Source organism: Streptomyces sp. NBC_00209 (genome assembly GCF_045206345.1).
GTDB lineage: Bacteria > Actinomycetota > Actinomycetes > Streptomycetales > Streptomycetaceae > Streptomyces.
Map to the genome: position 1 here is coordinate 2,584,760 of NZ_CP108121.1, position 26,307 is coordinate 2,611,066.

General features: G+C 71.5%; 26 protein-coding genes. 13 read left to right on the top strand and 13 right to left on the bottom strand.

The window, feature by feature from the left end; translation table 11 throughout:
• The 4 genes from OG867_RS11305 to OG867_RS11320 all read left to right on the top strand — a co-directional run bounded on the left by OG867_RS11305 (position 1) and on the right by OG867_RS11320 (position 3,767).
• Positions 1–474 (top strand): succinate dehydrogenase hydrophobic membrane anchor subunit, encoded by a 474-nt coding sequence (locus tag OG867_RS11305; protein WP_073964328.1) that lies wholly within the window; start codon positions 1–3, stop codon positions 472–474.
• Between the two features lie 30 nt (positions 475–504).
• Positions 505–2,259 (top strand): succinate dehydrogenase flavoprotein subunit, encoded by a 1,755-nt coding sequence (gene sdhA, locus OG867_RS11310; protein WP_406284739.1) that lies wholly within the window; start codon positions 505–507, stop codon positions 2,257–2,259.
• A complete protein-coding gene (locus tag OG867_RS11315; RefSeq protein ID WP_018101096.1) occupies positions 2,259–3,035 on the top strand; it encodes a succinate dehydrogenase iron-sulfur subunit in 777 nt (258 codons plus the stop codon). The genes sdhA and OG867_RS11315 overlap by 1 nt, the downstream gene beginning before the upstream one ends.
• A 153-nt stretch (positions 3,036–3,188) precedes the next feature.
• On the top strand, positions 3,189–3,767 hold the full coding sequence (locus tag OG867_RS11320; RefSeq protein ID WP_406284743.1) for a hypothetical protein: 579 nt from the start codon (positions 3,189–3,191) through the stop codon (positions 3,765–3,767).
• Between the two features lie 33 nt (positions 3,768–3,800).
• Here OG867_RS11320 and OG867_RS11325 read toward each other — a convergent pair whose 3' ends face one another.
• The gene (locus OG867_RS11325) at positions 3,801–4,310 is read right to left on the bottom strand and encodes a MarR family transcriptional regulator (RefSeq protein WP_328901891.1); all 510 of its coding nucleotides are present in this window, start codon (positions 4,308–4,310) and stop codon (positions 3,801–3,803) included.
• A 96-nt stretch (positions 4,311–4,406) separates the two neighbouring features.
• Between OG867_RS11325 and OG867_RS11330 the strand changes: the two genes are divergently transcribed.
• Positions 4,407–5,678 carry an MFS transporter gene (locus OG867_RS11330; protein ID WP_406284746.1) on the top strand — a complete coding sequence of 424 codons (1,272 nt, stop codon included), beginning with the start codon at positions 4,407–4,409 and terminating at the stop codon, positions 5,676–5,678.
• Positions 5,679–5,706: 28 nt separating this feature from the next.
• Positions 5,707–6,432 (top strand): TetR/AcrR family transcriptional regulator, encoded by a 726-nt coding sequence (locus OG867_RS11335; protein ID WP_406284748.1) that lies wholly within the window; start codon positions 5,707–5,709, stop codon positions 6,430–6,432.
• Between the two features lie 22 nt (positions 6,433–6,454).
• Here OG867_RS11335 and OG867_RS11340 read toward each other — a convergent pair whose 3' ends face one another.
• From OG867_RS11340 to OG867_RS11350, 3 genes are all read right to left on the bottom strand, one after another.
• Positions 6,455–8,008, bottom strand: coding sequence for an ABC transporter substrate-binding protein (locus OG867_RS11340; protein WP_328901888.1), 1,554 nt, complete (start codon positions 8,006–8,008; stop codon positions 6,455–6,457).
• 220 nt (positions 8,009–8,228) lie between these two features.
• A complete protein-coding gene (locus OG867_RS11345) occupies positions 8,229–9,497 on the bottom strand; it encodes a metallophosphoesterase (RefSeq protein ID WP_406284751.1) in 1,269 nt (422 codons plus the stop codon).
• 63 nt (positions 9,498–9,560) lie between these two features.
• Positions 9,561–9,806: an SCO4848 family membrane protein gene (locus OG867_RS11350; RefSeq protein ID WP_202542706.1), complete on the bottom strand. Its 246-nt coding sequence runs from the start codon at positions 9,804–9,806 to the stop codon at positions 9,561–9,563.
• A 121-nt stretch (positions 9,807–9,927) separates the two neighbouring features.
• Between OG867_RS11350 and OG867_RS11355 the strand changes: the two genes are divergently transcribed.
• A complete protein-coding gene (locus tag OG867_RS11355) occupies positions 9,928–11,193 on the top strand; it encodes a D-alanyl-D-alanine carboxypeptidase (RefSeq protein WP_328901886.1) in 1,266 nt (421 codons plus the stop codon).
• Here OG867_RS11355 and OG867_RS11360 read toward each other — a convergent pair.
• Entirely contained in the window at positions 11,141–12,109 is a 969-nt protein-coding gene (locus tag OG867_RS11360; RefSeq protein ID WP_406284753.1) for a YihY/virulence factor BrkB family protein, read from the bottom strand. The two genes, OG867_RS11355 and OG867_RS11360, sit on opposite strands and share 53 nt — an antisense overlap.
• Before the next feature lie 140 nt (positions 12,110–12,249).
• Between OG867_RS11360 and OG867_RS11365 the strand changes: the two genes are divergently transcribed.
• Both OG867_RS11365 and OG867_RS11370 read left to right on the top strand, forming a co-directional pair.
• Positions 12,250–13,596 (top strand): FAD-binding oxidoreductase, encoded by a 1,347-nt coding sequence (locus OG867_RS11365; RefSeq protein WP_406284755.1) that lies wholly within the window; start codon positions 12,250–12,252, stop codon positions 13,594–13,596.
• A gap of 30 nt (positions 13,597–13,626) precedes the next feature.
• Positions 13,627–14,415, top strand: a complete 789-nt coding sequence (locus OG867_RS11370) for a decaprenylphospho-beta-D-erythro-pentofuranosid-2-ulose 2-reductase (RefSeq protein ID WP_406284757.1) — start codon at positions 13,627–13,629, stop codon at positions 14,413–14,415.
• A 4-nt stretch (positions 14,416–14,419) separates the two neighbouring features.
• Here the strand turns inward: OG867_RS11370 and OG867_RS11375 are convergent, their stop codons facing one another.
• Together OG867_RS11375 and trpS are read right to left on the bottom strand one after the other, a co-directional pair.
• Positions 14,420–15,013: a 2'-5' RNA ligase family protein gene (locus OG867_RS11375; RefSeq protein ID WP_328901882.1), complete on the bottom strand. Its 594-nt coding sequence runs from the start codon at positions 15,011–15,013 to the stop codon at positions 14,420–14,422.
• Positions 15,014–15,119: 106 nt separating this feature from the next.
• Positions 15,120–16,133: a tryptophan--tRNA ligase gene (gene trpS / locus OG867_RS11380; protein WP_328901881.1), complete on the bottom strand. Its 1,014-nt coding sequence runs from the start codon at positions 16,131–16,133 to the stop codon at positions 15,120–15,122.
• 179 nt (positions 16,134–16,312) lie between these two features.
• On the opposite strand from trpS, the gene rocD reads away from it, so the two are divergent.
• Positions 16,313–17,518: an ornithine--oxo-acid transaminase gene (rocD, locus tag OG867_RS11385; RefSeq protein ID WP_406284760.1), complete on the top strand. Its 1,206-nt coding sequence runs from the start codon at positions 16,313–16,315 to the stop codon at positions 17,516–17,518.
• Positions 17,519–17,563: 45 nt separating this feature from the next.
• Here rocD and OG867_RS11390 read toward each other — a convergent pair whose 3' ends face one another.
• Complete coding sequence (locus OG867_RS11390; RefSeq protein ID WP_406284763.1) at positions 17,564–18,970, bottom strand: PLP-dependent aminotransferase family protein; 1,407 nt, start codon at positions 18,968–18,970, stop codon at positions 17,564–17,566.
• A 47-nt stretch (positions 18,971–19,017) separates the two neighbouring features.
• On the opposite strand from OG867_RS11390, the gene OG867_RS11395 reads away from it, so the two are divergent.
• Together OG867_RS11395 and OG867_RS11400 are read left to right on the top strand one after the other, a co-directional pair.
• Positions 19,018–19,527, top strand: coding sequence for a carboxymuconolactone decarboxylase family protein (locus OG867_RS11395; protein ID WP_328901878.1), 510 nt, complete (start codon positions 19,018–19,020; stop codon positions 19,525–19,527).
• 8 nt (positions 19,528–19,535) lie between these two features.
• Complete coding sequence (locus OG867_RS11400) at positions 19,536–20,258, top strand: isocitrate lyase/phosphoenolpyruvate mutase family protein (RefSeq protein ID WP_328901877.1); 723 nt, start codon at positions 19,536–19,538, stop codon at positions 20,256–20,258.
• A 61-nt stretch (positions 20,259–20,319) separates the two neighbouring features.
• Here the strand turns inward: OG867_RS11400 and OG867_RS11405 are convergent, their stop codons facing one another.
• From OG867_RS11405 to OG867_RS11415, 3 genes are all read right to left on the bottom strand, one after another.
• Positions 20,320–21,309, bottom strand: a complete 990-nt coding sequence (locus tag OG867_RS11405; protein ID WP_406284766.1) for a malate dehydrogenase — start codon at positions 21,307–21,309, stop codon at positions 20,320–20,322.
• Positions 21,310–21,662: 353 nt separating this feature from the next.
• Complete coding sequence (locus OG867_RS11410) at positions 21,663–22,151, bottom strand: DUF3017 domain-containing protein (RefSeq protein ID WP_406290898.1); 489 nt, start codon at positions 22,149–22,151, stop codon at positions 21,663–21,665.
• A complete protein-coding gene (locus OG867_RS11415) occupies positions 22,132–23,001 on the bottom strand; it encodes a bifunctional methylenetetrahydrofolate dehydrogenase/methenyltetrahydrofolate cyclohydrolase (RefSeq protein WP_406284768.1) in 870 nt (289 codons plus the stop codon). The genes OG867_RS11410 and OG867_RS11415 overlap by 20 nt, the downstream gene beginning before the upstream one ends.
• A 228-nt stretch (positions 23,002–23,229) precedes the next feature.
• On the opposite strand from OG867_RS11415, the gene OG867_RS11420 reads away from it, so the two are divergent.
• Positions 23,230–23,814 (top strand): RDD family protein, encoded by a 585-nt coding sequence (locus tag OG867_RS11420; RefSeq protein WP_406284770.1) that lies wholly within the window; start codon positions 23,230–23,232, stop codon positions 23,812–23,814.
• An 85-nt stretch (positions 23,815–23,899) separates the two neighbouring features.
• Here the strand turns inward: OG867_RS11420 and purH are convergent, their stop codons facing one another.
• Positions 23,900–25,453 carry a bifunctional phosphoribosylaminoimidazolecarboxamide formyltransferase/IMP cyclohydrolase gene (purH, locus tag OG867_RS11425; RefSeq protein WP_406284772.1) on the bottom strand — a complete coding sequence of 518 codons (1,554 nt, stop codon included), beginning with the start codon at positions 25,451–25,453 and terminating at the stop codon, positions 23,900–23,902.
• Positions 25,440–26,096 carry a phosphoribosylglycinamide formyltransferase gene (purN, locus tag OG867_RS11430; RefSeq protein WP_328901872.1) on the bottom strand — a complete coding sequence of 219 codons (657 nt, stop codon included), beginning with the start codon at positions 26,094–26,096 and terminating at the stop codon, positions 25,440–25,442. The genes purH and purN overlap by 14 nt, the downstream gene beginning before the upstream one ends.
• Positions 26,097–26,307 lie beyond the last annotated feature (211 nt).

A 26,307-nucleotide genomic window follows, 5' to 3' on the forward strand; every position in this document is an offset into this window, starting at 1 on the left:
ATGTCCACCGAGACTTCCGCGATCGGCGCCGTCGAAGGCGTCTCGTTGTACGACGTCGACAACCCGGCCCCCGTCATCGAGCCGCCGCGCAAGCGGACCGGCAAGACCCCCAAGGGCTCGCGCACCAACTTCGAGATGTACGCCTGGCTCTTCATGCGCCTGTCGGGCATCGTGCTGGTCGTCCTGGTCATCGGCCACCTGCTGATCCAGCTGGTGCTGGACGGCGGCGTGTCCAAGATCGGCTTCGCCTTCGTGGCGGGCCGCTGGGCCTCGCCGTTCTGGCAGGTCTGGGACCTGGCGATGCTGTGGCTCGCCATGCTGCACGGCGCCAACGGTCTGCGTACGGTCATCAACGACTACGCCGAACGGGACAACACCCGCTTCTGGCTGAAGATGCTGCTGTACACCGCCACGGTGTTCACCGTCCTGCTGGGCACGCTGGTGATCTTCACCTTCGACCCGAACATCCGCTAGGCGCCGGGCCCGAAGGACCAGAGGTAAACCATGCAGATCCACACGTACGACACCGTCATCGTCGGCGCCGGCGGCGCCGGCATGCGCGCGGCCATCGAGTCGACCAAGCGCAGCCGCACCGCCGTGCTGACCAAGCTCTACCCCACCCGCTCCCACACGGGCGCCGCGCAGGGCGGCATGGCCGCCGCGCTGGCCAACGTGGAGGAGGACAACTGGGAGTGGCACACCTTCGACACGATCAAGGGCGGTGACTACCTGGTCGACCAGGACGCCGCCGAGATCCTGGCGAAGGAGGCCATCGACGCCGTTCTCGACCTGGAGAAGATGGGCCTGCCGTTCGGCCGCACGCCCGAGGGCAAGATCGACCAGCGTCGCTTCGGCGGTCACTCCCGCAACCACGGTGAGGCCCCCGTCCGCCGCGCCTGCTACTCGGGCGACCGCACCGGCCACATGATCCTCCAGACGCTCTATCAGAACTGTGTCAAGGAGGGCGTGGAGTTCTTCAACGAGTTCTACGTCCTGGACCAGCTGGTGGTCGAGGAGGACGGCGTCAAGAAGTCCGCCGGCGTCGTCGCCTACGAGCTGGCCACCGGCGAGATCCACGTCTTCCGCGCGAAGGCGGTCATCTACGCCTCCGGCGGCACCGGCAAGTTCTTCAAGGTGACGTCGAACGCGCACACCCTGACCGGTGACGGCCAGGCCGCCTGCTACCGCCGGGGTCTGCCGCTGGAGGACATGGAGTTCTTCCAGTTCCACCCGACCGGCATCTGGCGGATGGGCATCCTGCTGACGGAGGGCGCCCGCGGTGAGGGCGGCATCCTCCGCAACAAGGACGGCGAGCGCTTCATGGAGAAGTACGCGCCCGTCATGAAGGACCTCGCGTCCCGTGACGTCGTGTCCCGCTCCATCTACACGGAGATCCGCGAGGGCCGCGGCTGCGGTCCCGAGGGCGACCACGTCTACCTCGACCTGACGCACCTCCCGCCGGAGCAGCTGGACGCCAAGCTCCCGGACATCACCGAGTTCGCGCGTACGTACCTCGGCATCGAGCCCTACACGGACCCGATCCCGATCCAGCCGACCGCGCACTACGCCATGGGCGGCATCCCGACCAACGTCGAGGGCGAGGTGCTGGCCGACAACACCACCGTCGTCCCGGGCCTGTACGCCGCCGGCGAGGTCGCCTGCGTGTCGGTGCACGGCGCCAACCGCCTCGGCACCAACTCGCTGCTCGACATCAACGTCTTCGGACGCCGCGCGGGCATCGCCGCCGCCGAGTACTCCGCGAAGAGCGACCTCATCGAGCTTCCCGAGGACCCGGCGCGGCAGGTCATCGACCAGGTCGAGCGGCTGCGCGACTCCACGGGCACCGAGCGGGTCGCGGCGATCCGCCAGGAGCTCCAGGAGTGCATGGACGCCAACGTGATGGTGTTCCGCACCGAGCAGACGATCAAGACCGCGGTCGACAAGATCGCGGAGCTGCGCAAGCGCTACCTGGACGTGTCCGTCCAGGACAAGGGCAAGCGGTTCAACACCGACCTGCTGGAGGCCATCGAGCTGGGCAACCTGCTCGACCTGGCCGAGGTCATGGCGACGTCGGCGCTGGCGCGCAAGGAGTCCCGCGGCGGTCACTACCGCGAGGACTACCCCACCCGCGACGACGTCAACTTCATGCGCCACACCATGGCGTACCGCGAGGTCGCCGAGGACGGCACCGAGTCGATCCGGCTGGACTACAAGCCGGTCGTCACGACCCGCTACCAGCCGATGGAGCGTAAGTACTGATGGCTACACCCACCCTGGACAAGGCCGACAAGGCTCCCGAGCCCGAGGCCGGCTTCGCCGACTCGCCGTACATCACGGCCACGTTCCGCATCCGGCGGTTCAACCCGGAGGTCTCCGACGAGGCCCAGTGGCAGGACTTCCAGATCGAGATCGACCCGAAGGAGCGTGTCCTCGACGCCCTTCACAAGATCAAGTGGGACCAGGACGGAACGCTCACGTTCCGGCGGTCCTGCGCGCACGGCATCTGCGGTTCGGACGCCATGCGGATCAACGGCAAGAACAGGCTCGCCTGCAAGACGCTGATCAAGGACCTGAGCCCGGAGAAGCCGATCACGATCGAGGCCATCAAGGGCCTCACGGTCCTCAAGGACCTCGTGGTCGACATGGACCCGTTCTTCCAGGCGTACCGCGACGTCATGCCCTTCCTCATCACCAAGGGGAACGAGCCGACCCGCGAGCGCCTGCAGTCCCCCGAGGACCGCGAGCGCTTCGACGACACCACCAAGTGCATCCTGTGCGCCGCGTGCACGTCCTCGTGCCCGGTGTTCTGGAACGACGGCCAGTACTTCGGCCCGGCGGCGATCGTCAACGCGCACCGCTTCATCTTCGACTCGCGCGACGAGGGCGGCGAGCAGCGCCTGGAGATCCTCAACGACCGTGACGGCGTGTGGCGTTGCCGCACCACCTTCAACTGCACGGACGCCTGCCCGCGTGGCATCGAGGTCACCAAGGCGATCCAGGAGGTCAAGCGCGCGCTGATCACGCGTCGCTTCTGATCCGCCCGAGCATGTGAAGAGGCCCGGTCCCCCTCGGGGGTCCGGGCCTCTTGCTGCGCCCCGGCGGCCCGGACGGTACGGTCGTGCGGAACCGGTGGTCGGTTCACCCACCGCCGCCACGGGGGTGCGCGGGGAGAGCGAGAGCGGGGAACGTTGAGCGATCCGAATCCGTACGCGGAGGACTCATCCAAGTGGGGGCCCGGCCGGCCGCCCGGGACCCCTCCCGGCGTCCCGAACGGCCAGGGCTACGGCTACCCGTCGGCCGGCAATCCGGTCTACGGCTACCCGCAGCCGCTCTCCGGCCCGCCGTCGCAGCCGCCGGGCTACGGGTATCCGTCGCCGCAGGCCCCGGGGTACGGGTATCCCGGCGCGGCCCCGGCGGGCGGCGGGGCGCCGGTGCTGTCCATCGGGGACATCACGGTGATGAGCGATTCGATCGTGACGCCGTCCGGGACGATGCCCCTCAGGGGCGCGGTGTGGACGGCGACGGACATGTCGCGCACCGAGGAGAGGATCCCGCCGGTCGCGATCGTGCTGGCGATCATCTTCGCCGTGTTCTGCCTGATCGGCCTGCTCTTCCTGCTGATGAAGCAGAAGCAGACGACCGGCTTCGTCCAGGTGACGGTGACCAGCGGGGGCCGCCACCACTCCACGATGGTCCCGGCCTATCAGCCGGAGACCTTCCCGATGGTGATGTCCCAGGTCAACACCGCCCGCTCGATGAGCGTCTGAGGGCGGACCGCCGGGCGGACGGCGGCGGCCGGCTCAGTCCCAGGCCGCCCCGCCGCGGTCCTCCGCGACGACCATGATGCGCCGCAGCATGTCGTTGAGCAGCGCCCGCTCGTCCGCGTCCAGGACGCCCAGCAGCCGTTCCTCCTCGTGTCCGAGGAAGGCCATCGCGCCGAGCCAGGTCGACCGGCCCACGTCCGTCAGCACCACGTCGACCCGGCGCCGGTCCGTGGTGGACGGGGTGCGGCGGACGAGGCCGCGGCGCTCGACCGCGTCCAGCCGGCCGGTGACGGACGCGGGGGCGAGGTCGAGGTCGGCGGCCAGTTCGGACGGGGCCGCCGTGCCGCCGCGTCCGGCCAGCTTGTGCAGGGTGTCGAACTCCTGCCGGTCCAGGTCGAAGTCGATGAGGGACTGCTCGCGCACCCGGCGCAGATGAACGGAGAGCTTCTTCATCCGGGTGACCGCGCCCTCGACATCCGCGTCGAGCTCGGGAAGCACGGGTCTCCACCGCTCCACGTGCCCGTCGGTCCAGTCGCGTCGCTCCATGGCGCTCAGCCTACGCGGGCGCCTCCGGCGGACCAGATCCTTCGGAACCGTAATTCTCGTTGACGGATACTTCGGTACCGAAATAGATTGCCGCCCATGGCCACCCCCGCGCCGCCCACGGCGCATCCCTTGAGGACACGCGCGTTCCGGCTGCTCTTCATCGGACGCTCGCTCTCGATGCTGGGCGACTCCGCGATCCCCGCCGCGCTCACCCTCGCCGTCTATATGGCCACCGGCTCGACCGGCGACCTCGCGCTGGTGCTGGGGTGCGCGATGGTGCCCAAGCTGCTGCTGCTCCCGCTGGGCGGTGTCGTCGGCGACCGCTTCAACGCCCGCACGGTGGCCCTGACCACCGACCTCGTGCGGTGCGCGACCCAGCTCTTCGTCGGCGCCGAACTGCTCTCCGGCACCCCGGCCCTCTGGCAGATCGCCCTCGCCGAGGCGGTCGGCGGCGCCGCCGGGGCCTTCGCGATGCCGACCTCGTCCCCACTGGTCCGGGGCACCGTGGACGAGTCGGGGCTGCTGCGCGCCAACTCGCTGATGGCGGTGGCCTCCGGGACCGCGCGGATCGGCGGGCCCGCCGTCGCCGGGGCCCTGATCCTCACCGCCGGACCGGGCTGGGCCTTCGTGCTGGACGGCGCCAGCTTCGCGGTGAGCGCCGCCCTGCTGTACGTGATCCGGGTCCGCCATGTCCCCATCCCCCGGCGCTCCCTGCTCGGCGACCTCAAGGGCGGCTGGACCGAGGTCCGCAGCCGCGACTGGTACTGGACGAGCCTGGTCGCGCACGCCGTCTGGAACGGGGCGGCGGCCGTGCTGACCACACTCGGCCCGGCCCTCTTCCTGCACGGCCCGGGCGGCAGGGGGAGCTGGGTCCTCCTCCTCCAGACCGGTGCGGTGGGCCTGCTCATCGGCTCGCTGGTGGCCGGCCGCGTCCGGCCCCGCCGGGCGGTCCTGGCCGCCAACCTCGCCGGTGCGCTGTACGTGCTGCCGCTCTGCCTGCTGGCCGCGCACGCCCCGCCGGCCGTCTCGCTCACCGCGTACGGGATCGCCATGGCCGGTCTCGGCTTCCTCAACCCGGTCTGGGAGACCGCCGTCCAGTCCGCGGTGCCGCCGCAGGCCCTGGCCAGGGTGACCTCGTACGACTGGCTGCTCTCGCTGGCCGCGATGCCGCTCGGCTACACCCTCGCCCCGCTCGCCGCCTCCGCCTGGAACACCGAGGCCCCGCTCGCCGTGGCCGGGCTGCTGGCCGGCGCCGCCTGCGCGGCCACCGCCCTGGTGCCGGGCGTACGGCGCTTCGGGGCGACGGCCACCGCCGACGCGGTGCGGAAGACCGGGGCGCCGGCCGGGACGACGCCCGCGGCGGGGTAGCGGGCGCGGCCCGGATACGCTCGGGCCCGTGGTGAAGGAAGAGAAGGACACGAAGGCCGTCAAGGCTCCCCGGAGCGAGCAGACCCGTGCGCTGATCCTCGAAACCGCGCTCCGGCTCTTCCAGGAAAGAGGCTACGACCGGACGACCATGCGGGCCATCGCCCAGGAGGCGGGCGTCTCCGTGGGGAACGCCTACTACTACTTCTCGTCCAAGGAGCACCTGGTCCAGGGCTTCTACGACCGGCTGGCCGCGGAGCACGCGGAGGCGGTGCGGCCGGTCCTGGACGGCGAGCGGGACCTCGCGGCGCGGCTGCGCGGGGTGCTGCTGGCCTGGCTGGACGTGGCGGAGCCGTACCGCCCCTTCGCCACGCAGTTCTTCAAGAACGCGGCCGATCCGGAGAGCCCGCTCAGCCCGTTCTCGCCGGATTCGGTCACCGCGCGCGAGGCGGTCATCGCCATCCACGAGCGCTGCCTGACCGGCTCCACCACCCGGACGGACCCCGAACTGACCCCACTGCTCCCGCAGTTGATGTGGCTCGCGCATATGGGCCTGGTGCTCTTCTGGGTGTACGACCGGACGGACGGCGCCGCCCGCAGCCGCCGCCTGGTCACACGTACGGTCCCGATCGCCGCCCGCGCCCTGGCCCTGTCGCGGTTCCGGGTGCTGCGGCCGCTGGTGCGGCAGGTGCACGAGGTGCTGGAGGAGTTCCTGCCGGAAACGACGGCGCGGGCGGCCGGACCGGACAGCCCCTAGCCGCCCGCGCGCCCGGGCCGGATCAGATCCAGCCGAGCTCCCACAGGCGCCACACGCCCGTGCCGTCGGAGAGGTACTGCGAGCCGGAGACGTCCGACTTGGCGATGACGTAGTCCTTCTTCTGCCACAGCGGCACCAGCGGAACGTCCTCGCCGACCAGCTTCTGGAGCTCCTTGAAGTCTCCGGAGGCCCGGCTGCGGTCGCTGAACTGCAGCGTGGCGCTGATCAGCTCGTCCATCTTCTTGCTGGTGTAGCCGTTGTGAAGGCTGCTGTCGCGGCCGACGAGCGGCTGGCTGAAGGTGTCGGGGTCCGGGTAGTCCGGGAGCCAGCCAACGGTGTACATGTCGTACTCACCGGCCGCGTAGCCCTTCTGGAACCGGGTCCACTCGACGGCCTTGATGGTGACCTTGAAGAGCCCGGTGGCATTCAGCTGACGCTGGATCTCCTTGGTCTCGTCGGTGTACTGGTCGCCCTCGCGGTAGGCGAAGGTGACCGCCAGCGGCGTCTGGACGCCGGCCTCCTGCATGAGCCCCTTCGCGCGCTTGGCGTCCGGCGAGGGGTAGGCGTCGAAGAACGGGGTGCTGTGCCCGATGGTGCCCTGCGGGATCAGCGAGTAGAGCGGTTCGACGGTGCCCTTGTAGATCTTGCTCACCAGCGGGCCGCGGTCGATGACCGAGGCGATGGCCTGGCGGACCTTGCGGTCGGCGAGCGGGGCGCCCTTGCGGACGTTGAAGACGAGATTGCGGATCTCGGCGCTGTCCGCCTCGGTGACACGCTGCTCGGGGTCGCCCGGGTTCAGCTCGGCGAGCGTGGCCGGCGGCAGCTGACGGTGCGTGACGTCGACCTGGCCGGACTTCCAGGCCGAGAGGAGGTCGTCGGACTCCTTGTAGTACCGCACGGTGATCGGGCCGCCGGACTTGGTGATCGCGCCCTTGTACCGCGGGTTCGGCACGAGTTCGGCCTTCACGCCGTCCTCGTAGGACTTCAGGACGTACGGCCCCGAGCCCGTCACCTGGCCGTCGTTGCGCAGCTTGTGCTCCGCGTAGGCGTCCTTCTCCACGATGGCGCCGGCGCCCGTGGCGATCTTCTGCGGGAAGGTCGCGTCACGCGAGGAGAGGTTGAAGGTGATGAGCCGGCCCTCGGTGACCACGTTCTTCAGGCTGGGGAAGAGGACCGAGGGACCGACGTCCGTCTTCATCTCCAGCATCCGGTCGAACGAGTACTTGACGTCCTCGGCGGTGATCTTGTCGCCGTTGGAGAACGTCAGGTCGTCACGGAGCTTGCACTGGTACGTCTGCAGCTTGGCGCCGATGAACTGGCAGCCCTCGGCCGCGTCCGGCTCGGGGACGATGCCCCCGGACTTGAACGTCATCAGGGACTGGTAGACGTTGCTGTACATCGCCCAGGAACCGGCGTCGTAGGCGCCCGCCGGGTCGAGTGAGGTCACCGCGTCGGTCGTGCCGACGACGACCGGATCGGAGTTCCCCTCGTCCGAGGGAAGCAGTTGCCAGGCGACCACGCCTGCGATGACCAATACCGCGAAAATCGCGAGAATCCGTAGCCGGATCGACCGCATTGACGTGCTCTCCCTTAACTGCCCCACCTCGGTGTCGCGCTCAGATACGCAGATCACCGCACGTTCGCGCTCAGCAAATCACACGATTTTCACATCTGGAAGGGGAGATCAGAGGCTCATAGCCAATTGTTTGTCAGTCGAAACCTTTGACGCTTACGCCGAATACAGAGGGTTCCCGAACGGTCACCCGTTCCGCCATTTCGCTTGCGTACGAGGGTGATTACGCCTGCCGCGAGGCGAGCTCGACAACGGTGATGTCGGACGGCGCGCCGACCCGCACGGGCGGCCCCCAGGCTCCGGCGCCCCGGGTGACGTAGAGCTGGGTGTCGCCATAGCGTTCGAGCCCGGCGACGGTCGGGTTGGACAGCTCCGCGATGTAGTTGCCCGGCCACAGCTGGCCGCCGTGGGTGTGCCCGGACAGCTGCAGGTCCACGCCGTGCTCGACGGCCTCGTCGATGACCACGGGCTGGTGCGCCATGAGCACGACCGCGCGGGCGGGGTCGCGGTCGCCGAGGGCGCGGGCGAAATCCGGGCCCTGCCCTTCGCTCTCGCCGCCGATGTCATTGACCCCGGCCAGATCGAAACCGCCGGTCTCCACTCGGGCGTTCTCCAGCGGGTGCAGCCCCAATTCCCTTACATGATCAACCCATTGGGCCGCGCCGGAGTAGTACTCGTGATTGCCGGTGACAAAGAAGGCGCCGTGCCGGGCGCGGAGCCGGGCCAGCGGTTCGGCGGCCGGGCCGAGATCGGCGACCGATCCGTCGACCAGATCACCGACGACCGCGACGAGATCGGGCTGGGTCCGGTTGACCGCGTCCACGATCCGTTGCGTATGGGAGCGGCCCAGGATCGGACCCAGGTGAATATCGCTGACGACGGCGATGCGGAAACCGTGGGCGGACCTCGGCAGCCGGGCGAGCGGCACGGTGACCCGCTTCACCCGGGGCCCCCGCAGCACGCCGTACGTCCCGTAGCCCACGGTCCCGAGCCCGGCGACGGCGGCGGCGCCCCCGACCGCCCGCGCCACGAACAACCGCCGCGACGGGGCGGGGAGGGACGGCGCGGCGGGTTCCGGTGCGGGCCCTGCATCCGGCGCCGGCACGGGGAGGGGCGCGGGTTCGCGTACCGGCGCCGCTTCCCGTACGGGCGTCTCCCCGCCCGCCGCCCGGCGCGCGAGCCACCGGCGCAGCAGGGGCCGTACGGCCTCGCCGACGAGCAGGGCGAGCGTCAGATAGAGCAGCGCGGCGAGCCAGAGGTAGCCGGGCCAGGCCAGCACCCGCTGGACGGCGAAGGGCGCGCCCGCGGGCCCGGCGACCAGGGCGCCGACGCTGAGCAGCGGCAGCGCGTACGCGGCGATCGTGCCGGCCCTGCGCCATGGACTGCCCTGGCCGGTCGTGTCACCGACGAGCCGGCGCCACACATAGCGGTGCACGGCCACGAGCAGGGCGAGCACCACGAGCACCGCCAGCACGGCTCCCACGACCCGCATACCGCTCCCCCGCCCCGTTCATCCCGGTAACGCCCGATTCATTTCCCGCCGGGACCAGTGGTTTCAAGCCTTCTCGGTGCGCAGGGCCCTGACGCCCCGGAACCCGATCCAGCCCACGGCCGTCCCCAGAAGAAAGGACGTGATGGCGAGCAGCAGATGCACCCAGAAGTACGCGGTCGGGTCACCGGCGTCGTCGAAGGCGAGGCCGCTGCCGTCCTTCCACAAATTCTTGGCGAAGGTGACCCAGATGACCCACGACCACACCCCGAAGGCGAGCAGGAACCAGGAGACCGGGCGGCTGAGCTTCATGGATTCAGTATCGCCGCCGCGCTCCGGGCGGCTCGGGCGGGGTGGTCCGTCCCGGCGGTCCGCCCGGCGGGTCACACCGCCAGTACATATATTCACATCAACTGCATGTACGTTTTCGACCGTGCCAGCTCTCAAGAAGACCGCTTTGGCGGTCACCTCTGCCGCCCTGCTGTCCGCTTTTGTCGTCACTCCCGCCTCGGCGGCCGACGGGGACGACGACGCTCCCAAGCCTCCGGCGACCATGTCGCAGATCGGCGGCGCGCAGCTGGGGCGGTCCGGCACCCAGGTCAACCTCGGGCCCGGCGCCCCGGTGCTGCCCAAGAAGCTGACGGGCCGGTCGTGGATGGTCTCGGACGCGGAGACCGGCGAGGTGCTCGCCGCGCACAACCCGCACTGGCGGCTGCCCCCGGCGTCCACGCTGAAGATGCTCTTCGCGGACACGCTCCTCGCTGATCCGGCGCTCCTGCCGAAGACGCGGGAGTACACGGTGAAGGACGAGGACCTCGCCGGCATGGGCGAGGGCAGCAGCCTGGTCGGCATCAAGGAGGACCTCAGCTACACGGTGCACGACCTGTGGCTCGGGGTCTTCCTGCGGTCGGGGAACGACGCGGTGCACGTGCTGTCCTCGATGTACGGCGGGGTACCGAAGACCGTCCAGGCCATGCAGGACCGCGCGGAGGAGCTCCAGGCCATCGACACGCACGTGGTGTCGCCCGACGGGTACGACGCGCCCGAGCAGGTCTCCAGCGCGTACGACCTCTCGCTCTTCGCCCGCGACGGGCTCCAGAACGAGGACTTCCGGGAGTACTGCTCGACCGCCGACGCCCAGTTCCCCGGGGAGAAGAAGAAGGGCGGGAAGCGCGAGACCTTCGGCATCCAGAACACCAACCGGCTGCTCACCGGGGCCGACGGCGTCACCGCGTACAAGGGCATCGCGGGCGTCAAGAACGGCTACACCACGCACGCCGGCAACACCTTCACCGGTGTCGCCGAGCAGGGCGGCAAGGTCCTCCTCGTCACCGTCATGCACCCGGACGACGACGAGACGCACGCGGTGTACAAGGAGGCGGCCCGGCTCCTGGACTGGGGGTTCGCCGCGACCGGCAAGGTGACCCCGGTCGGTGAGCTGGTCGCGCCGAAGTCCGCGGTCACCGGCGAGGGCTCGGACACCGAGGGTGCGGGCAAGGGCGCCGAGGCGGACAAGGCCCAGGGCGAACACGCGCCGGACAAGGCGGCCCGCGCGGCCGCCGCCACCGACGGCTCCAGCGGGGTCGGGATCGCGCTGGGCATCGTCGGCGGGGTGCTGGTCCTGCTGGCCGGCGGGGTGTTCCTGGTCAACCGGCGCTGGCCGCTGCCGGACCTGATGCGTCGCCGTCCTCGCCCGTGACGCGCCGGGCGGCGAGCGTGGAGCCCCCCTCCGCGTCCGCCGCCCGCTCCTTCTCCTCGTCCTCCTCCTTGCTCGGAGTCGCCGTCCAGGCGGCGCAGAACAGCAGCAGCTTCGCCGTGAAGTTGATCCACAGCAGCAGGGCGATCGGCACCCCGAAGGCGCCGTACATGCTCTTGGACGCGACGCCCCGCATATAGCTGCCGAGCAGCAGCTTGAGCAGTTCGAACCCGACCGCACCGAGCAGCGCGGCCACCATCAGCCGGCGGCGCGGCGGTTCGACGCCGGGCAGCAGCGTCAGCAGATAGAGCAGCAGCAGGAAGTCGGCGGCGACGGCCACCAGCAGGGCGGCGATCCGCAGCAGCACCCCGCCCGCCCCGTTCTCGGGGATGTTGAGCAGGTCGGCGACCCAGCCGACGGCCACCGAACCGACCGAGGAGATGGCGAGCGTCACCAGCGCCGCGCCGCCCAGGCCGAACAGCACCCCGGCGTCCTTGAGTTTGCGCAGGACCGGATTGCCCTCGTCCAGGTCGTCCCTCTCCCAGACCGCGCGCAGGCAGTCCCGCATCGAGCCGATCCAGCCGACACCGGTGAAGAGCAGCAGCGCACCGGCCACCAGACCGACCGTCCCCGCGTGGGCGACCAGACTGTCGATGCCGAGCTGGTCGGAGATGCCGGGCACCTGCTCGGCGATCTTGTCCTCGATCTTGTCCAGCTGCTTGTCGCTGAGCAGCGCGGCACCGATCGCCGCGCCGACGGCGATCAGCGGGAAGAGCGCGAGGAAGCTGATGAACGTGATGGCCGCGGCCAACCGGGCCCAGTGGACCCGCACCAGCGTCTCGTAACTGCGCCACGCGTGCGTCTCCATCAGCCGGGAGGCGAGCGGCCCGATGACGGGGAGATTTTTCAGCCAGTCCATAGGTCACTGCTACCCCTCCGGCGCGCGAAAACCGAAGCCCGGTGCGAGGTGGAGGAGATGACGGACCCTCAATCACCCATTTCGGTGAGTGTTGTAACAAATCCCTCAAAGGTGTTATCCCGGGCGATACGGTCACCCTCATGTCTGTCGACACCGTGTCCCTGACCGGCTGGGGCCGCACCGCCCCGACGACCGCGCTGCGTTTCCGCCCCCGTAGTCACGAGGAGGTCGCGGCGACCGTGCTGGGCTGCGGGCCGCGCGGCTCGATCGCTCGGGGCCTGGGCCGGACGCACGGCGACGCGGCGCAGAACGCCGGGGGTTCGGTCCTCGACATGACGGCGCTGGACCGCGTCCGGACGATCGACGCGGCGGCCGGCCTGGTGGTCTGCGACGCGGGCACGACGCTGCACCGGCTGCGCGAGGTGATGCTTCCGCTCGGCTGGTTCCCGCCGGTGGTGCCCGGCGGGCGCTACGTCACGGTGGGCGGCGCGATCGGCTCGGACGCGCACGGCGACAACCACCGCGCGGCCGGCTCCTTCTCCCGCCATGTCACGGAGTTCACGCTGCTCACCGCCGACGGCGAGGTGCGTACGGTGCGCCCGGGCACCCCGCTCTTCGACGCGACCGCCGGCGGCCTCGGCCTGACCGGGGTCATCCTCTCGGCCACACTCCGGTTCCGGCCCGTCAGCACGGCGCTGATGGCGGTGGACACCGAGCGGGCGGCCGGCCTGGACGACCTGCTGGGCCGGATGGCGCGCGGCCACCGCCCCTACGAGTACGCCCGGATCGACCTCACCGCCCGGGGCCGGGCCACCGGGCGCGGCGTCCTGGTGCGCGCGGACCACGTCCCGGTGCAGGCGCTCCCGGGACACGCCCGGCACACCGCGCTCGCCCTCGGCCCGGCGCGCCGCCCCGCCGCGCCGCCGCTGCCGCTGCTGCCCCGCCTCTTCGGCCGGCTGTCCGCCACCGCGCTCAACGAGCTCGGCTACCGCTCCGCGCCCCGGTCCCGCGCCGGCGAACTCCAGCCGGTCGGCGCCTTCTTCCGCGCCCTGGACGCCCGGCCGCACAGCAACCGGGTCTCGCCCACCGGCGGCCGCATCCACTACGCGTTCCTGGTCGGGCACGGGCAGGAGGAGACGCTGCGCCGGATCACCGGCCGCATCGCCCGCAGCCGCTGCCCCTCCTTCCGGGCGGTGCTCAGGCGGTGCGGCGAGGGCGGTCCGGGCTGGCTGTCCTTCCCGGCGCCCGGCTGGCACCTCTCCCTCGACCTGCCGGCCGGTCTGCCGGGGCTCGCCCGCTTCCTCGACTCACTGGACGAGGAGGTCGCGGCGGCGGGCGGGCGGGTCTCCCTGACCGAGGACGCCCGGCTGCGCCCCGGCGCGCTCGCCGCGATGTACCCGCGGCTGCCCGACTTCCGGGCGCTGCGGGCCGAACTGGACCCGAACGGGGCGTTCCGCTCGGACCTGTCCCGCCGGCTGTCGCTGTAGATCCCCTCTTCCCCTGCAAGGAGCGTTCCCGTGAAGGATGCCTTCGGTGCCCCGCAGTCCCTGCTCGTCCTCGGCGGCACGTCGGAGATCGGGCTCGCCACCGCACGCCGGCTGATCGCCCACCGCACCCGCACGGTCTGGCTGGCCGGCCGCCCCTCGCCCGCCCTGGAGGCCGCGGCGGAGGACCTGCGCCACCGGGGGGCGTACGTCCAGACCGTGGCGTTCGACGCGCTGGACACCGAGTCCCACGAGACGGTCCTCGGCAAGGTCTTCGCCGAGGGCGACATCGACATGGTGCTCCTCGCCTTCGGCATCCCGGGCGACCAGGGGCGCGACGAGGAGGAACCGCTCGCGGCGGTCCGGGTGGCGCAGACGAACTACACCGGCGCGGTCTCCGCCGGGCTGGTGTGCGCGGGCGCGCTCCAGGCGCAGGGGCACGGTTCGCTGGTGGTGCTGTCCTCGGTGGCCGGTGAGCGGGCCCGGCGGGCGGACTTCATCTACGGGTCGAGCAAGGCGGGCCTGGACGTCTTCACGCAGGGCCTCGGCGACGCGCTGCACGGCACGGGGGTGCACGTGATGGTGGTGCGCCCGGGGCTCGTGGTGCCGGACGCGGCGGGGGTGCGGGAGGCCGGGGGTCCGCTGGCGACGATCCCGTTCACCCGGACGCCCCTGGTGACGACGCCGGGGGCGGTGGCGGACGCGATCGTGACCGGGCTGCGGAGGCGCCAGGAGACGGTGTGGGTGCCGGGGGCGCTGCGCGCGGTGATGTCCGCGCTGCGGCACATGCCCCGGCCGCTGTTCCGGCGGCTGCCGGTGTGACCTTTTACGGGTGCAGGGAAGGGGCGTCCAAAGTGCTGCCGCTCTGCGCGGGGACGGCCGGGCCCGCGCCGCCCGCGCCGAACGGGAACTCGTTGATCTTGCGCCAGACGCGGTCCAGGCGGCCCTGCTCGTACAGCGCGAAGGAGCCGCAGATCCAGGACGCCTCGTAGTCGGCGAGTTCCCCGTACGCCCGGTCCATCGCCGCTTCGGGGATGTCGTGGGCGACGGTCACATGCGGGTGGTACGGGAACTGGAGCTCGCGCACCAGGGGGCCGGAGGCGTCCCGTACCCGCTTCTGGAGCCAGGAGCAGGCCGAGGCGCCCTCGACGACCTGGACGAAGACGACCGGCGAGAGCGGGCGGAAGGTGCCCGTACCGGACAGCCGCATCGGGAAGGGGCGGCCGCCGGTCGCGATCGAGGCGAGGTGCGCCTCGATCGCGGGCAGGTCGGCCGCCAGGGCCTCGGTCGGCGGCAGGAGGGTGACGTGGGTGGGAATGCCGTGTGCGGCAGGGTCCCCGAAGCTCGCGCGCCGCTCCTGGAGCAGGCTGCCGTAGGGCTCCGGGACCGCGATCGAAACGCCGAGCGTTACGGTCCCCACGTCGTTCTCCTCAATCCTCGGTGGTCTGTTTTCAGCCACTGACGGCCGCAAGCATCACGCCGCAAGTGTGCCGCCTGCGAGCCCTCCGCCGCCAGGGTCCTTGGACTCAGTGCTTGGCGGGCAGAAGGCCCATCCGGTCGTAGGTGAGCGCCAGGGTCTCCGCGGCCACGGCCCGCGCCTTCTCGGCGCCCGCGGCCAGGATGGAGTCCAGCGTCTCCGGATCGTCCAGATATTCCTGCGTACGCGTGCGGAACGGTGTGACGAAGTCGACCATGACCTCGGCCAGGTCCGTCTTCAGCGCGCCGTAGCCCTTGCCCTCGTACTTCTGCTCCAGCTCCGGCACCGAGGCACCGGTGAGCGTCGAGTAGATGGTCAGCAGGTTGCTGACGCCGGGCTTCTCGGCCCGGTCGAAACGGATCACCGTGTCGGTGTCGGTGACGGCGCTCTTCACCTTCTTGGCGGTGGCCTTCGGCTCGTCCAGGAGGTTGATCAGACCCTTCGGGTTCGCCGTCGACTTGCTCATCTTCGAGGACGGGTCCTGGAGGTCGTAGATCTTCGCCGTCTCCTTGAGGATGTACGGGTCCGGGATCGTGAAGGTCTCGCCGTAGGCGCTGTTGAACCGCTCGGCGAGATTACGGGTCAGCTCCAGGTGCTGGCGCTGGTCCTCGCCCACCGGGACCTCGTCGGCCTGGTAGAGCAGGATGTCGGCGACCATCAGCATCGGGTAGGTGAACAGACCGACCGTGGTGCGGTCGGCGCCGTGCCGGGCGGACTTGTCCTTGAACTGCGTCATGCGGGACGCCTCGCCGAACCCGGCCAGGCAGTTCATGACCCAGCCCAGCTGGGCGTGCTCGGGCACATGGCTCTGAACGAACACCGTGCAGCGCTCGGGGTCGACCCCGGCGGCGAGCAGCTGGGCGACGGCGAACCGGGTGTTGGCCCGCAGCTGCGCCGGATCCTGCGCGACGGTGATCGCGTGCAGGTCGACCACCATGTAGAAGGCGTCGTGGGACTCCTGCAGGGCCACCCACTGGCGGACCGCGCCGAGGTAGTTGCCGAGGTGGAACGAGCCTGAGGTGGGCTGGATTCCGGAGAGCACGCGGGGACGTTCAGAGGCCATGGGCTCATTGTCTCAGGTGTGCGGCCCTTCCCGGGCGCCCGGTGGAGGAATCGCCCGACGGGGTGCCGCGGCGGAATTCGCGGGCGCGCCGTGAACCGAAGGTTTCCTCGCTGACGAACCGACCGACGATACAAAGTGGGCCCATCCACGGCTCACGCCGCACGACGATCGGAGATCCCGTGTCGACCACGGAAAACGCCATCGCCTCCGCCGAGGCGCACAGCGCGCACAACTACCACCCGTTGCCCGTTGTCGTCGCCACGGCGGACGGGGCCTGGATGACCGATGTCGAGGGCCGCCGCTACCTCGACATGCTCGCCGGATACTCGGCGCTCAATTTCGGCCACGGCAACCGCCGGCTGATCGACGCGGCGCGGGCGCAGCTGGAACGGGTGACGCTCACCTCCCGGGCCTTCCACCACGACCGGTTCGCCGACTTCTGTACGCGCCTGGCGGAGCTGTGCGGCATGGAGATGGTGCTCCCGATGAACACCGGGGCGGAGGCCGTCGAGACGGCGGTGAAGACCGCCCGCAAGTGGGGCTACCGGGTCAAGGGCGTGCCGGACGGCATGGCGAAGATCATCGTGGCCGCCGACAACTTCCACGGCCGGACGACCACGGTGATCAGCTTCTCCACGGACCCGGAGGCCCGCGCCGACTTCGGCCCGTACACCCCCGGTTTCGAGATCGTGCCGTACGGGGATCTCACCGCGATGCGCGAGGCCATGACGGAGAACACCGTGGCCGTGCTGATCGAGCCGATCCAGGGCGAGGCGGGCGTGCTGGTGCCGCCGCCCGGCTATCTCGCCGGGGTCCGGGAGCTGACCCGTGAGCGGGACGTGCTGTTCATCGCGGACGAGATCCAGTCCGGTCTGGGCCGGACCGGGAAGACCTTCGCGTGCGAGCACGAGGGCGTCGTCCCCGACATGTACCTCCTGGGCAAGGCGCTCGGCGGCGGCGTGGTGCCGGTGTCGGCCGTGGTGTCGTCGGCGGCGGTGCTCGGCGTGTACCGCCCCGGGGAGCACGGCTCGACGTTCGGCGGCAACCCGCTGGCCTGCGCGGTGGCGCTGGAGGTCATCGCCATGCTGAACACCGGCGAGTACCAGCAGCGCGCCGCCGAGCTGGGCGACCACCTCCACCGCGAGCTGGGGCTCCTGGCGGGCGGGGGCGCGGTCCGGGCCGTCCGGGGTCGCGGGCTGTGGGCGGGCGTGGACATCGAACCGGAGCTGGGCACGGGCCGGGAGATCTCCGAGAAGCTGATGGAGCGCCGGGTCCTGGTGAAGGACACCCACGGCTCCACGATCCGGATCGCGCCGCCGCTGGTGATCGGCAAGGAGGACCTGGACTGGGGTCTTGAGCAGCTGCGGGAGGTCCTGCGGGGGTGAAGACCGGGGGCGGGCGCGGACCGGGAGGCGGCCCGCGCCCGCCCCCTACGTCAGCACGCGGAGCAGCGCCTCCAGCGCCCCCGTCCAGGCGCTGTCCGTCGGGGTGCCGTAGCCGATGACCAGCGCCGCGCGCTTCAGGTCGGCGTCCGGGTGGCGGTAGAAGGCCAGGCCCTCGACGGCGAGGCCCTGCCAGGCCGCCGCCCGGATCGCCTCGGCCTCGCCGCCCTCCGGAAGTTCGAGGACGGCGTGCAGCCCGGCGGCGATCCCGCTGACCCGGATCCCCGGGGCGTGCTCGGCCAGGGCCGCGACGAGCTGGTCGCGGCGGTTGCGGTAGCGCAGCCGCATGGACCGGACGTGCCGGTCGTACGCCCCCGAGGCCATGAACTCCGCGAGCGTCAGCTGGTCCAGCGCGCCCGGCGCCCAGTCGCTCGCCCCCTTCGCCTCGGCGACCGCGGGCGCCAGGGCGCGCGGCACCACCATCCAGCCGAGCCGCAGCCCCGGTGCCAGGGACTTGCTGGCGGTGCCCAGGTAGACGACGCGTTCCGGGTCCAGTCCCTGGAGGGCGCCGATCGGCTGGCGGTCGTACCGGAACTCCCCGTCGTAGTCGTCCTCCAGGATCAGCCCGCCGGTGGCCCGCGCCCAGTCGACGGCCGCCGCCCGCCGGTCCGGATGGAGCGGGACGCCCGTGGGGAACTGGTGCGCCGGGGTCAGCAGGACCGCGCCCGCGTGGCGCAGGGCGTGCAGCTCGCCGGTCCGGGTGCCGAGTTCGTCGAGCGGGAGGCAGGGGGTGTGCAGCCCGGCCTCGGTGAGCAGGCGGGTGTGGATACCGAGCCCGTACGACTCGACGGCCACGTCACGCACCCGGCGCCCGCGCAGCACCTTGCCGAGCAGCATCAGGCCGTGCACGAAGCCGGAGCAGACGATGATCCTGTCCGGGTCGGCGTACACCCCGCGCGCCCGGGCCAGGTACTCGGCGAGGACGGCGCGCAGCTCGATGCGGCCGCGCGGGTCGCCGTAGCCGAAGGCGTCGTTCGGCGCGGCGGACAGCGCGCGCCGGGCGGCCTTCAGCCACTCGGCGCGCGGGAAGGTGGCCAGGTCGGGGGTGCCCGACTTCAGGCTGTACGCGGGTGCGCCGCCCGGCGGTCTGGCGCGCGGGGCCTCGGGCGCGGCCGGGGGCCTGGGGTCGGCGCGGCGGGCCACCCGGGTGCCGGAGCCCTGGCGGGCGGTGAGCCAGCCCTCGGCGACGAGCTCCGCGTAGGCGTCGGCGACGGTGTTGCGGGCGATGCCGAGGTCGGCGGCGAGGGTGCGGGAGGACGGCAGGCGGGTGCCGGGGGCCAGCCGGCCGGTGCGGACGGCCTCGCGCAGGGCGTCCATCAGACCGGCCCGCAGTCCGGTCGAGCCGGTCGGGTCGATATGGAGGTCGGCGCCGAAAGTGGCCCAGGCATCTGTCATGGAAATGGACCATACCGCTGCGCCACTCTCCCCGTAGCGTTATGGGCATGACGACGAACGAGAACAGCGACAGCACCTCCGGCTACTGCCCCGAGCACACCCCGCGCCTGGCCTGGGCGCAGCACGCTCCCGACGTCTACAAGGCGATGGCCCGCCTGGACGCCGCCTCCCGCAAGGGCATCGACCCGGTGATCGGCGAGCTGGTGAAGATCCGCGCCTCGCAGCTCAACCACTGCGCGTTCTGCCTGGACATGCACACCAAGGACGCGCTCGCGGCGGGCGAGTCCGTGCAGCGGATCGTCCAGCTCAGCGCCTGGGAGGAGTCGCAGCACTTCTACACGCCGAAGGAGATCGCCGCGATCGAGCTGACCGAGGCGGTGACCGTGCTGACCGACGGCTTCGTGCCGGACGAGGTGTACGCGCGGGCCGCGAAGCACTTCGGCGAGGAGGAGCTGGCCCACCTCATCGGCGCGATCATCACGATCAACGCCTGGAACCGGTTCGCCGTGACCACCCGCATGGTGCCGGGCCACTACACGCCCGGCGACCACGGCTGAGCGGCCCGGTGACCGCGTCGGGCCTGCGGGCCCTGCACCACGGCCGCGCCCCCGGCGACCCGCTGGTCCTCCCCGGCCCGTGGGACGCCGCGAGCGCCCGTGTCCTCGCGGACGCCGGCTTCCCCGCGCTCGCCCTTCCGAGCGCGGGGGTCGCGGCGTCGCTGGGTTACGAGGACGGCTCGACGCCCGCCGACGAGATGTTCGCGGCGGTGGCAAGGATCGCCCGGGCCGTCTCCGTACCGGTCTCCGCCGATGTCGAGGCCGGGTACGGGCTGCCGCCCGCCGAGCTGGTGGAGCGGCTGCTCGCGGCCGGGGCCGTCGGCTGCAACCTGGAGGACACGGTGGACGGGGTCCTGCTGGACGCCGGAGCGCAGGCGGACCGGCTGGCCGCGGTGCGGGCGGCGGCCGGGGACGCGCTCTTCGTGAACGCCCGGATCGACACGTACGTCACGGGCGTCCCGGAGGGGGTGGACCCGGCGGCGGAGACCCTGCGCCGGGCGCGGCTCTACGCGGCGGCGGGCGCGGACTGCGCGTACCCGATCCTGGCCCCGCCCGAGGTGTTCGGGCCGCTGGCCGGTGCGCTGCCCGGGCTGCCGCTGAACGCGCTGGCCCGGCCGGACGGGCCGGGGCCGCGCCGCCTCGGTGAGCTGGGGGCGACCCGGATCACCTTCGGGCCGGGGCTCCAGCGCCGGGCCATGGCGGCGGTGCGGGAGATCGCGGCCGAGCTCTGACCCGTAACAAGCACCACGCCCCCGGCAGCGCTGCGGCTGCCGGGGGCGTGTGCGTGGTGGATCAGATCAGGCCGAGCTCGTGGACCGCGTCGCGCTCCTCGGTGAGCTCCTGCACCGAGGCGTCGATGCGCGCACGGGAGAACTCGTTGATGTCCAGGCCCTGGACGATCTCGTACGTGCCGTTCTTCGTGGTGACCGGGAACGACGAGATGATGCCCTCGGGCACACCGTAGGAGCCGTCCGAGGGGATACCCATGGAGGTCCAGTCGCCCTCGGCGGTGCCGTTGACCCAGGTGTAGACGTGGTCGATGGCGGCGTTGGCGGCGGAGGCGGCGGAGGACGCGCCACGGGCCTCGATGATCGCGGCGCCGCGCTTGGCGACGGTCGGGATGAAGGTGTCGGCCAGCCACGCCTCGTCGTTGACGAGCTCGGCGGCGTTCTTGCCGGCGACCTCGGCGTGGAAGATGTCCGGGTACTGGGTGGCCGAGTGGTTGCCCCAGATCGTCAGCTTCTTGATGTCGGAGACGGCGGCACCGGTCTTGGCGGCCAGCTGCGAGATCGCGCGGTTGTGGTCCAGGCGGGTCATCGCGGTGAAGCGCTCGGCCGGGACGTCCGGGGCGGCGGCCCGCGCGATGAGCGCGTTGGTGTTGGCCGGGTTGCCGACGACGAGGACCTTGATGTCGTCCGCGGCGTTGTCGTTGATCGCCTTGCCCTGGGGCTTGAAGATGCCGCCGTTGGCGGCGAGCAGGTCGCCGCGCTCCATGCCCTTGGTGCGGGGGCGGGCGCCGACGAGCAGGGCGACGTTCGCACCGTCGAAGCCGACGTTCGCGTCGTCGGTGATCTCGATGTTGCGCAGCAGCGGGAACGCGCAGTCGTCCAGCTCCATCGCGGTGCCCTCGGCGGCCTTCAGCCCCTGGGGGATCTCCAGCAGACGCAGGTTGACCGGCACGTCCGGGCCGAGCAGGTGGCCGGAGGCGATGCGGAAGAGCAGCGCGTAGCCGATCTGGCCGGCTGCGCCGGTCACGGTGACATTCACGGGAGTGCGGGTCATGGCGATCTCCGTTAGACAGCTGGCGGTCCGGGCTCCTGGCCCCTGGTGCGGGACATCCCTGAATCTTGATGTGAAGAGATATCCGTCGGCCAGGCTATCCGACCCGGAACCCCGCGGCCGCCCGGCCCCCGTTGCCTGTCGATCACACCATGGCGGAATGGTCACTTCCGTGCCACAGGGGCAAGCCATCCCTTGAACGGGCGGGGGCCGTCGACAAGGCTGGACGCAGGACGGGGCAAGGCCGCTCAACGCCGCTTCGGGAGCTTCGCGCTCCGGTTGCCCCCGACTCCGGTGTCCGTCCCTTCTCGGGGGAGGGGACGGCCACCGGTTCTTCCGCTCCTTCGGAGCACGGGTCAGCGGACCGTGAAGTGGACCGCGTCCTCCAGGAACGGGATGTCGAGCCACGGCTCCGGCTGCGCGACCAGCGCGAGCAGCACGATGAGGACGCCGAGCAGGCCGTACGTCACCAGATCGGTGAAGCGGGACCGCACCGCGAGCATGCCCACCGACCGGACGGTCACGCGCAGGACCGCGCCCAGGACGAGGGCGATGCCGATCAGTATCGTGCCGACGCGAAAGGCTTGCTCGAACGGATCGGCCGCCACGATCAGCAGTCCGGCACCGGCCGTGCAGAGCACCGCGAGCAGCGGCCACTGACGGGCCGGGGCCGGCGCGTCCCCGCCGGCCGCCCGGCCGCCGCCCTCGGGCCGCGCGGTGTCCCGGGTCAGCGAGAACCGCCGGGCCCGCCGGGTGGCGGCGGGGGCCGCCGTCTCGCCGGCCTCCGTGGAGCCGGTCTCCGGACTCGTACCAGCACCCACCGGGTCAGCCGGCGGAGACGGCAGCCGCGTCGCGCTCGGCGGCCTCGACCACGTTGACGAGGAGCTGGGCACGGGTCATCGGGCCGACGCCGCCCGGGTTCGGCGAGATCCAGGCGGCGACCTCGGCCACGCCGGGGTGGACGTCGCCCACGATCTTGCCGTTCTCGTCGCGGCTGACGCCGACGTCCAGGACGGCCGCGCCCGGCTTCACGTGCTCGGGCTTGATGATGTGCGGCACGCCCGCGGCGGCGACGATGATGTCGGCCTGCTTCAGGTGGGCGCCCAGGTCCCGGGTGCCGGTGTGGCACTGGGTCACCGTGGCGTTCTCCGACTTGCGGGTGAGCAGCAGCGGGATGGACCGCCCGATGGTGACACCGCGTCCGACGACCACGACGTGGGCGCCGTTGATCTCGACGCCGTGGTGGCGCAGGAGCTGGACGACGCCCTGCGGGGTGCACGGCAGCGGGCCGGTCTCGTTGAGCACGAGGCGGCCGAGGTTCGTCGGGTGCAGGCCGTCCGCGTCCTTGGCCGGATCCATCAGTTCCAGGACGCGGTTGGTGTCGATCCCCTTGGGGAGGGGAAGCTGCACGATGTAACCCGTGCAGGCGGGGTCCGCGTTGAGCTCGTGGACGACGGCCTCGATCTCCTCCTGCGTGGCGGTGTCGGGGAGTTCGCGCTGAATGGACGCGATGCCGACCTGCGCGCAGTCCTTGTGCTTGCCGTTCACGTACCACCTGCTGCCCGGGTCGTCCCCGACCAGCAGGGTTCCCAGGCCGGGCGTGACGCCCCGGGCCTTGAGGGCCGCCACGCGGGCGGTCAGATCGGACTTGATCGCGGCTGCGGTGGCCTTGCCATCGAGAATCTGGGCAGTCATGGTCCCCATACTCCCGGATGACCCCGCCCTCGGACCAATCAGGTACCAGGTGTGGACGCAAGGTTGCACTTGGACAACTTCTTGCGCCGCGGCTGGACAAACGTACTAACCGCTTATAACGATGAGGGCCGCTGTGCCGCAGCAGTAGACCGGGGGGCTGGACCGCTGACGTTTTCTCTCTCCTCCGTGCGGCCGCACCGTCCCCGTACGTCTGTTGGAGGAACGCCCATGAGCTTCGGCGACCCGAACCCGAACAATCCCTACGGGCAGCAGCCCGGTCAGCCGCAGCAGCCGGGCTACGGCTACCCGCAGTCCCCGCAGGGCGTGCCGCAGCAGGGCTACGGCTACCCGACGGCCCCGCCGGTGCCCGGCGGCGACTACGGCCAGCAGCCCGGTTACGGTGCCCGCCCGCCGCTGTCCGGCTGGTGGCGGCGCGTCGGCGCGCTCCTGATCGACTACCTGGTGATCGGCATCCCCTACGGCGTCCTCCTCGGCATAGGCGGCGGTGTGGGCGGTGGGGCGGGCGCCGCGCTCATGGGCCTCGGCATCCTCGTCCTCATCGGTGGTGGCCTCTTCAAGCTGTACAAGGAGGGCACGACCGGTCAGTGGATCGGCAAGAAGGCCCTCGGCATCAGCCTGCTGCGCGAGGCCGACGGCCGGCCGCTCGGCTTCGGCATGGCCTTCGTCCGTCAGATCGCCCACTTCCTGGACGGCCTCGTCTGCTACCTCGGTTACCTGTGGCCGCTGTGGGACGACAAGAACCAGACGTTCGCGGACAAGATCTGCTCCACCGTCGTCGTCCGCGTCGGCTGACCGACCGTCCGACAGGCCCGAGGGCCGTAACCGCACGCGCCTCGCGTGGGGTTACGGCCCTCGGTCGTACGGGGACCTGTCCGGCTCAGTGGAAGAAGTGCCGGGTGCCCGTGAAGTACATCGTGACGCCGGCCTTCTTCGCGGCCTCGACCGCCAGCTCGTCGCGGACCGAACCGCCCGGCTGGACCACGGCCTTGACGCCGGCGGCGGTCAGGATCTCCAGCCCGTCCGGGAAGGGGAAGAAGGCGTCGGACGCCGCGTAGGAACCGGCGGCCCGCTCCTCGCCCGCGCGCTCGACGGCCAGCTTCGCGGAGTCGACCCGGTTCACCTGGCCCATGCCGACGCCGACCGAGGCGCCGCCCTTGGCGAGCAGGATGGCGTTGGACTTGACCGCCCGGCACGCCTTCCACGCGAAGGCGAGCTCCGCCAGCTCGTCGGCGGAGAGCGCGTCGCCCGTGGCGAGCGTCCAGTTGGCCGGGTCGTCGCCCTCGGCCTGGAGGCGGTCGGTGACCTGGAGCAGCGCGCCGCCGTCGATCGGCTTGACCTCGACCTCGGCGGACGGGGCCTCGGGACAGCGCAGCACGCGGACGTTCTTCTTGCGCGCCAGGATCTCGACCGCGCCGTCCTCGTACGCCGGGGCGACGATGACCTCGGTGAAGATCTCCGCGACCTGCTCGGCCAGGGCGACGGTCACCGGGCGGTTGACGGCGATGACGCCGCCGTACGCCGACAGCGGGTCGCAGGCGTGCGCGTTGCGGTGCGCCTCGGCGATGTCGTCGGCGATGGCGATGCCGCACGGGTTGGCGTGCTTGATGATCGCGACGCACGGCTCGGCGTGGTCGTACGCGGCACGCCGGGCGGCGTCGGTGTCCGTGTAGTTGTTGTACGACATCGCCTTGCCGTGCAGCTGCTCGGCGCCGGCCAGGCCGCCGGTGCCGGAGGTGTAGAGCGCGGCGGGCTGGTGCGGGTTCTCGCCGTAGCGCAGGACGTCCTGGCGCTCGTACGTCGTACCGAAGAAGTCCGGGAAGCCGGAGTCGTCGGCGGCGGCGTAGTCGGCGGCGAACCAGCCGGCGACGGCCACGTCGTAGGCGGCGGTGTGCTGGAACGCCTCGGCGGCGAGCCGCTTGCGGGCGGTCAGGTCGAAGCCGCCCGCCTCGACCGCGGCGAGCACGTCGGCGTAACGCTCCGGGCTGGTGACCACGGCCACGGAGGGGTGGTTCTTGGCGGCGGCGCGGACCATCGACGGGCCGCCGATGTCGATCTGCTCGACGCACTCGTCGGCGGTGGCGCCGGAGGCGACGGTCTCCTTGAACGGGTACAGGTTGACGACGACCAGGTCGAACGGCTCGACGCCCAGCTCGGCCAGCTGCGCGCGGTGCGCGTCGAGGCGCAGGTCCGCGAGGATGCCGGCGTGGACGCGGGGGTGCAGCGTCTTGACGCGGCCGTCGAGGCACTCGGGGAAGCCGGTCAGCTCCTCGACCTTGGTGACCGGGACACCGGCGGCGGCGATCTTTCCGGCGGTGGAGCCGGTGGAGACCAGTTCGACGCCCGCCTCGTGCAGGCCGCGGGCGAGGTCTTCGAGCCCCGTCTTGTCGTAGACGCTGACCAGGGCGCGGCGGATGGGCTTATTCACCGACATGACCGAGATGAACCTTTCGTCCCTCAATGCGATAGCCGTCGCGGGCGAGCCGCCCCACGGCCTCGACGAGCAGCTTGCGCTCGACTTCCTTGATGCGTTCATGGAGGGCCGCTTCGCCCTCCGGGGTGTCCTCTTCGGTCACCTCGACCACGCCCTGCGCGATGATCGGACCGGTGTCGACGCCGTCGTCAACGAAGTGGACGGTGCACCCGGTGACCTTCACGCCGTACGCGAGCGCGTCACGCACGCCGTGGGCACCGGGAAAGCTGGGGAGCAGGGCGGGGTGGGTGTTGATGAACCGGCCGCCGAACCGGACCAGGAACTCCTTGCCCACGATCTTCATGAACCCGGCGGACACCACGAGGTCGGGCCGGTGCGCGGCGGTGGCCCCGGCGAGCGCGGCGTCCCACTCCTCGCGCGAGGCGTGGTCCTTGACGCGGCACGTGAAGGTGGGGAGCCCGGCGCGCTCGGCCCGTTCCAGGCCGGCGATGCCGTCGCGGTCGGCGCCGACCGCGACGATCCGGGCGCCGTAGCCCTCGGGATCGTCACCGATCACGTCGAGCAGGGCCTGGAGGTTCGTACCGGAACCGGAGACCAGGACGACCACACGGGCCGGGGCGGCGGAGGGAAGGGGGGAGGCCACGGCTGGGCCCTTTCTCGCGTGCGAGCGGTTCGAAGCGGCCGGCCCACCACCACGGCACCGGGGCGGCGGCCTGCGATTTGTACGGTCGTACGAAAGAAGCACGCTCCCCCATACGGGGAACTCTACGAACGGGCCGACCGTCAGCAACGATACCGGCACCTCGCCGCGCCCCTGCCTGACGGGGGTGACGGGCCCCCGTGCTCCCCGCTTT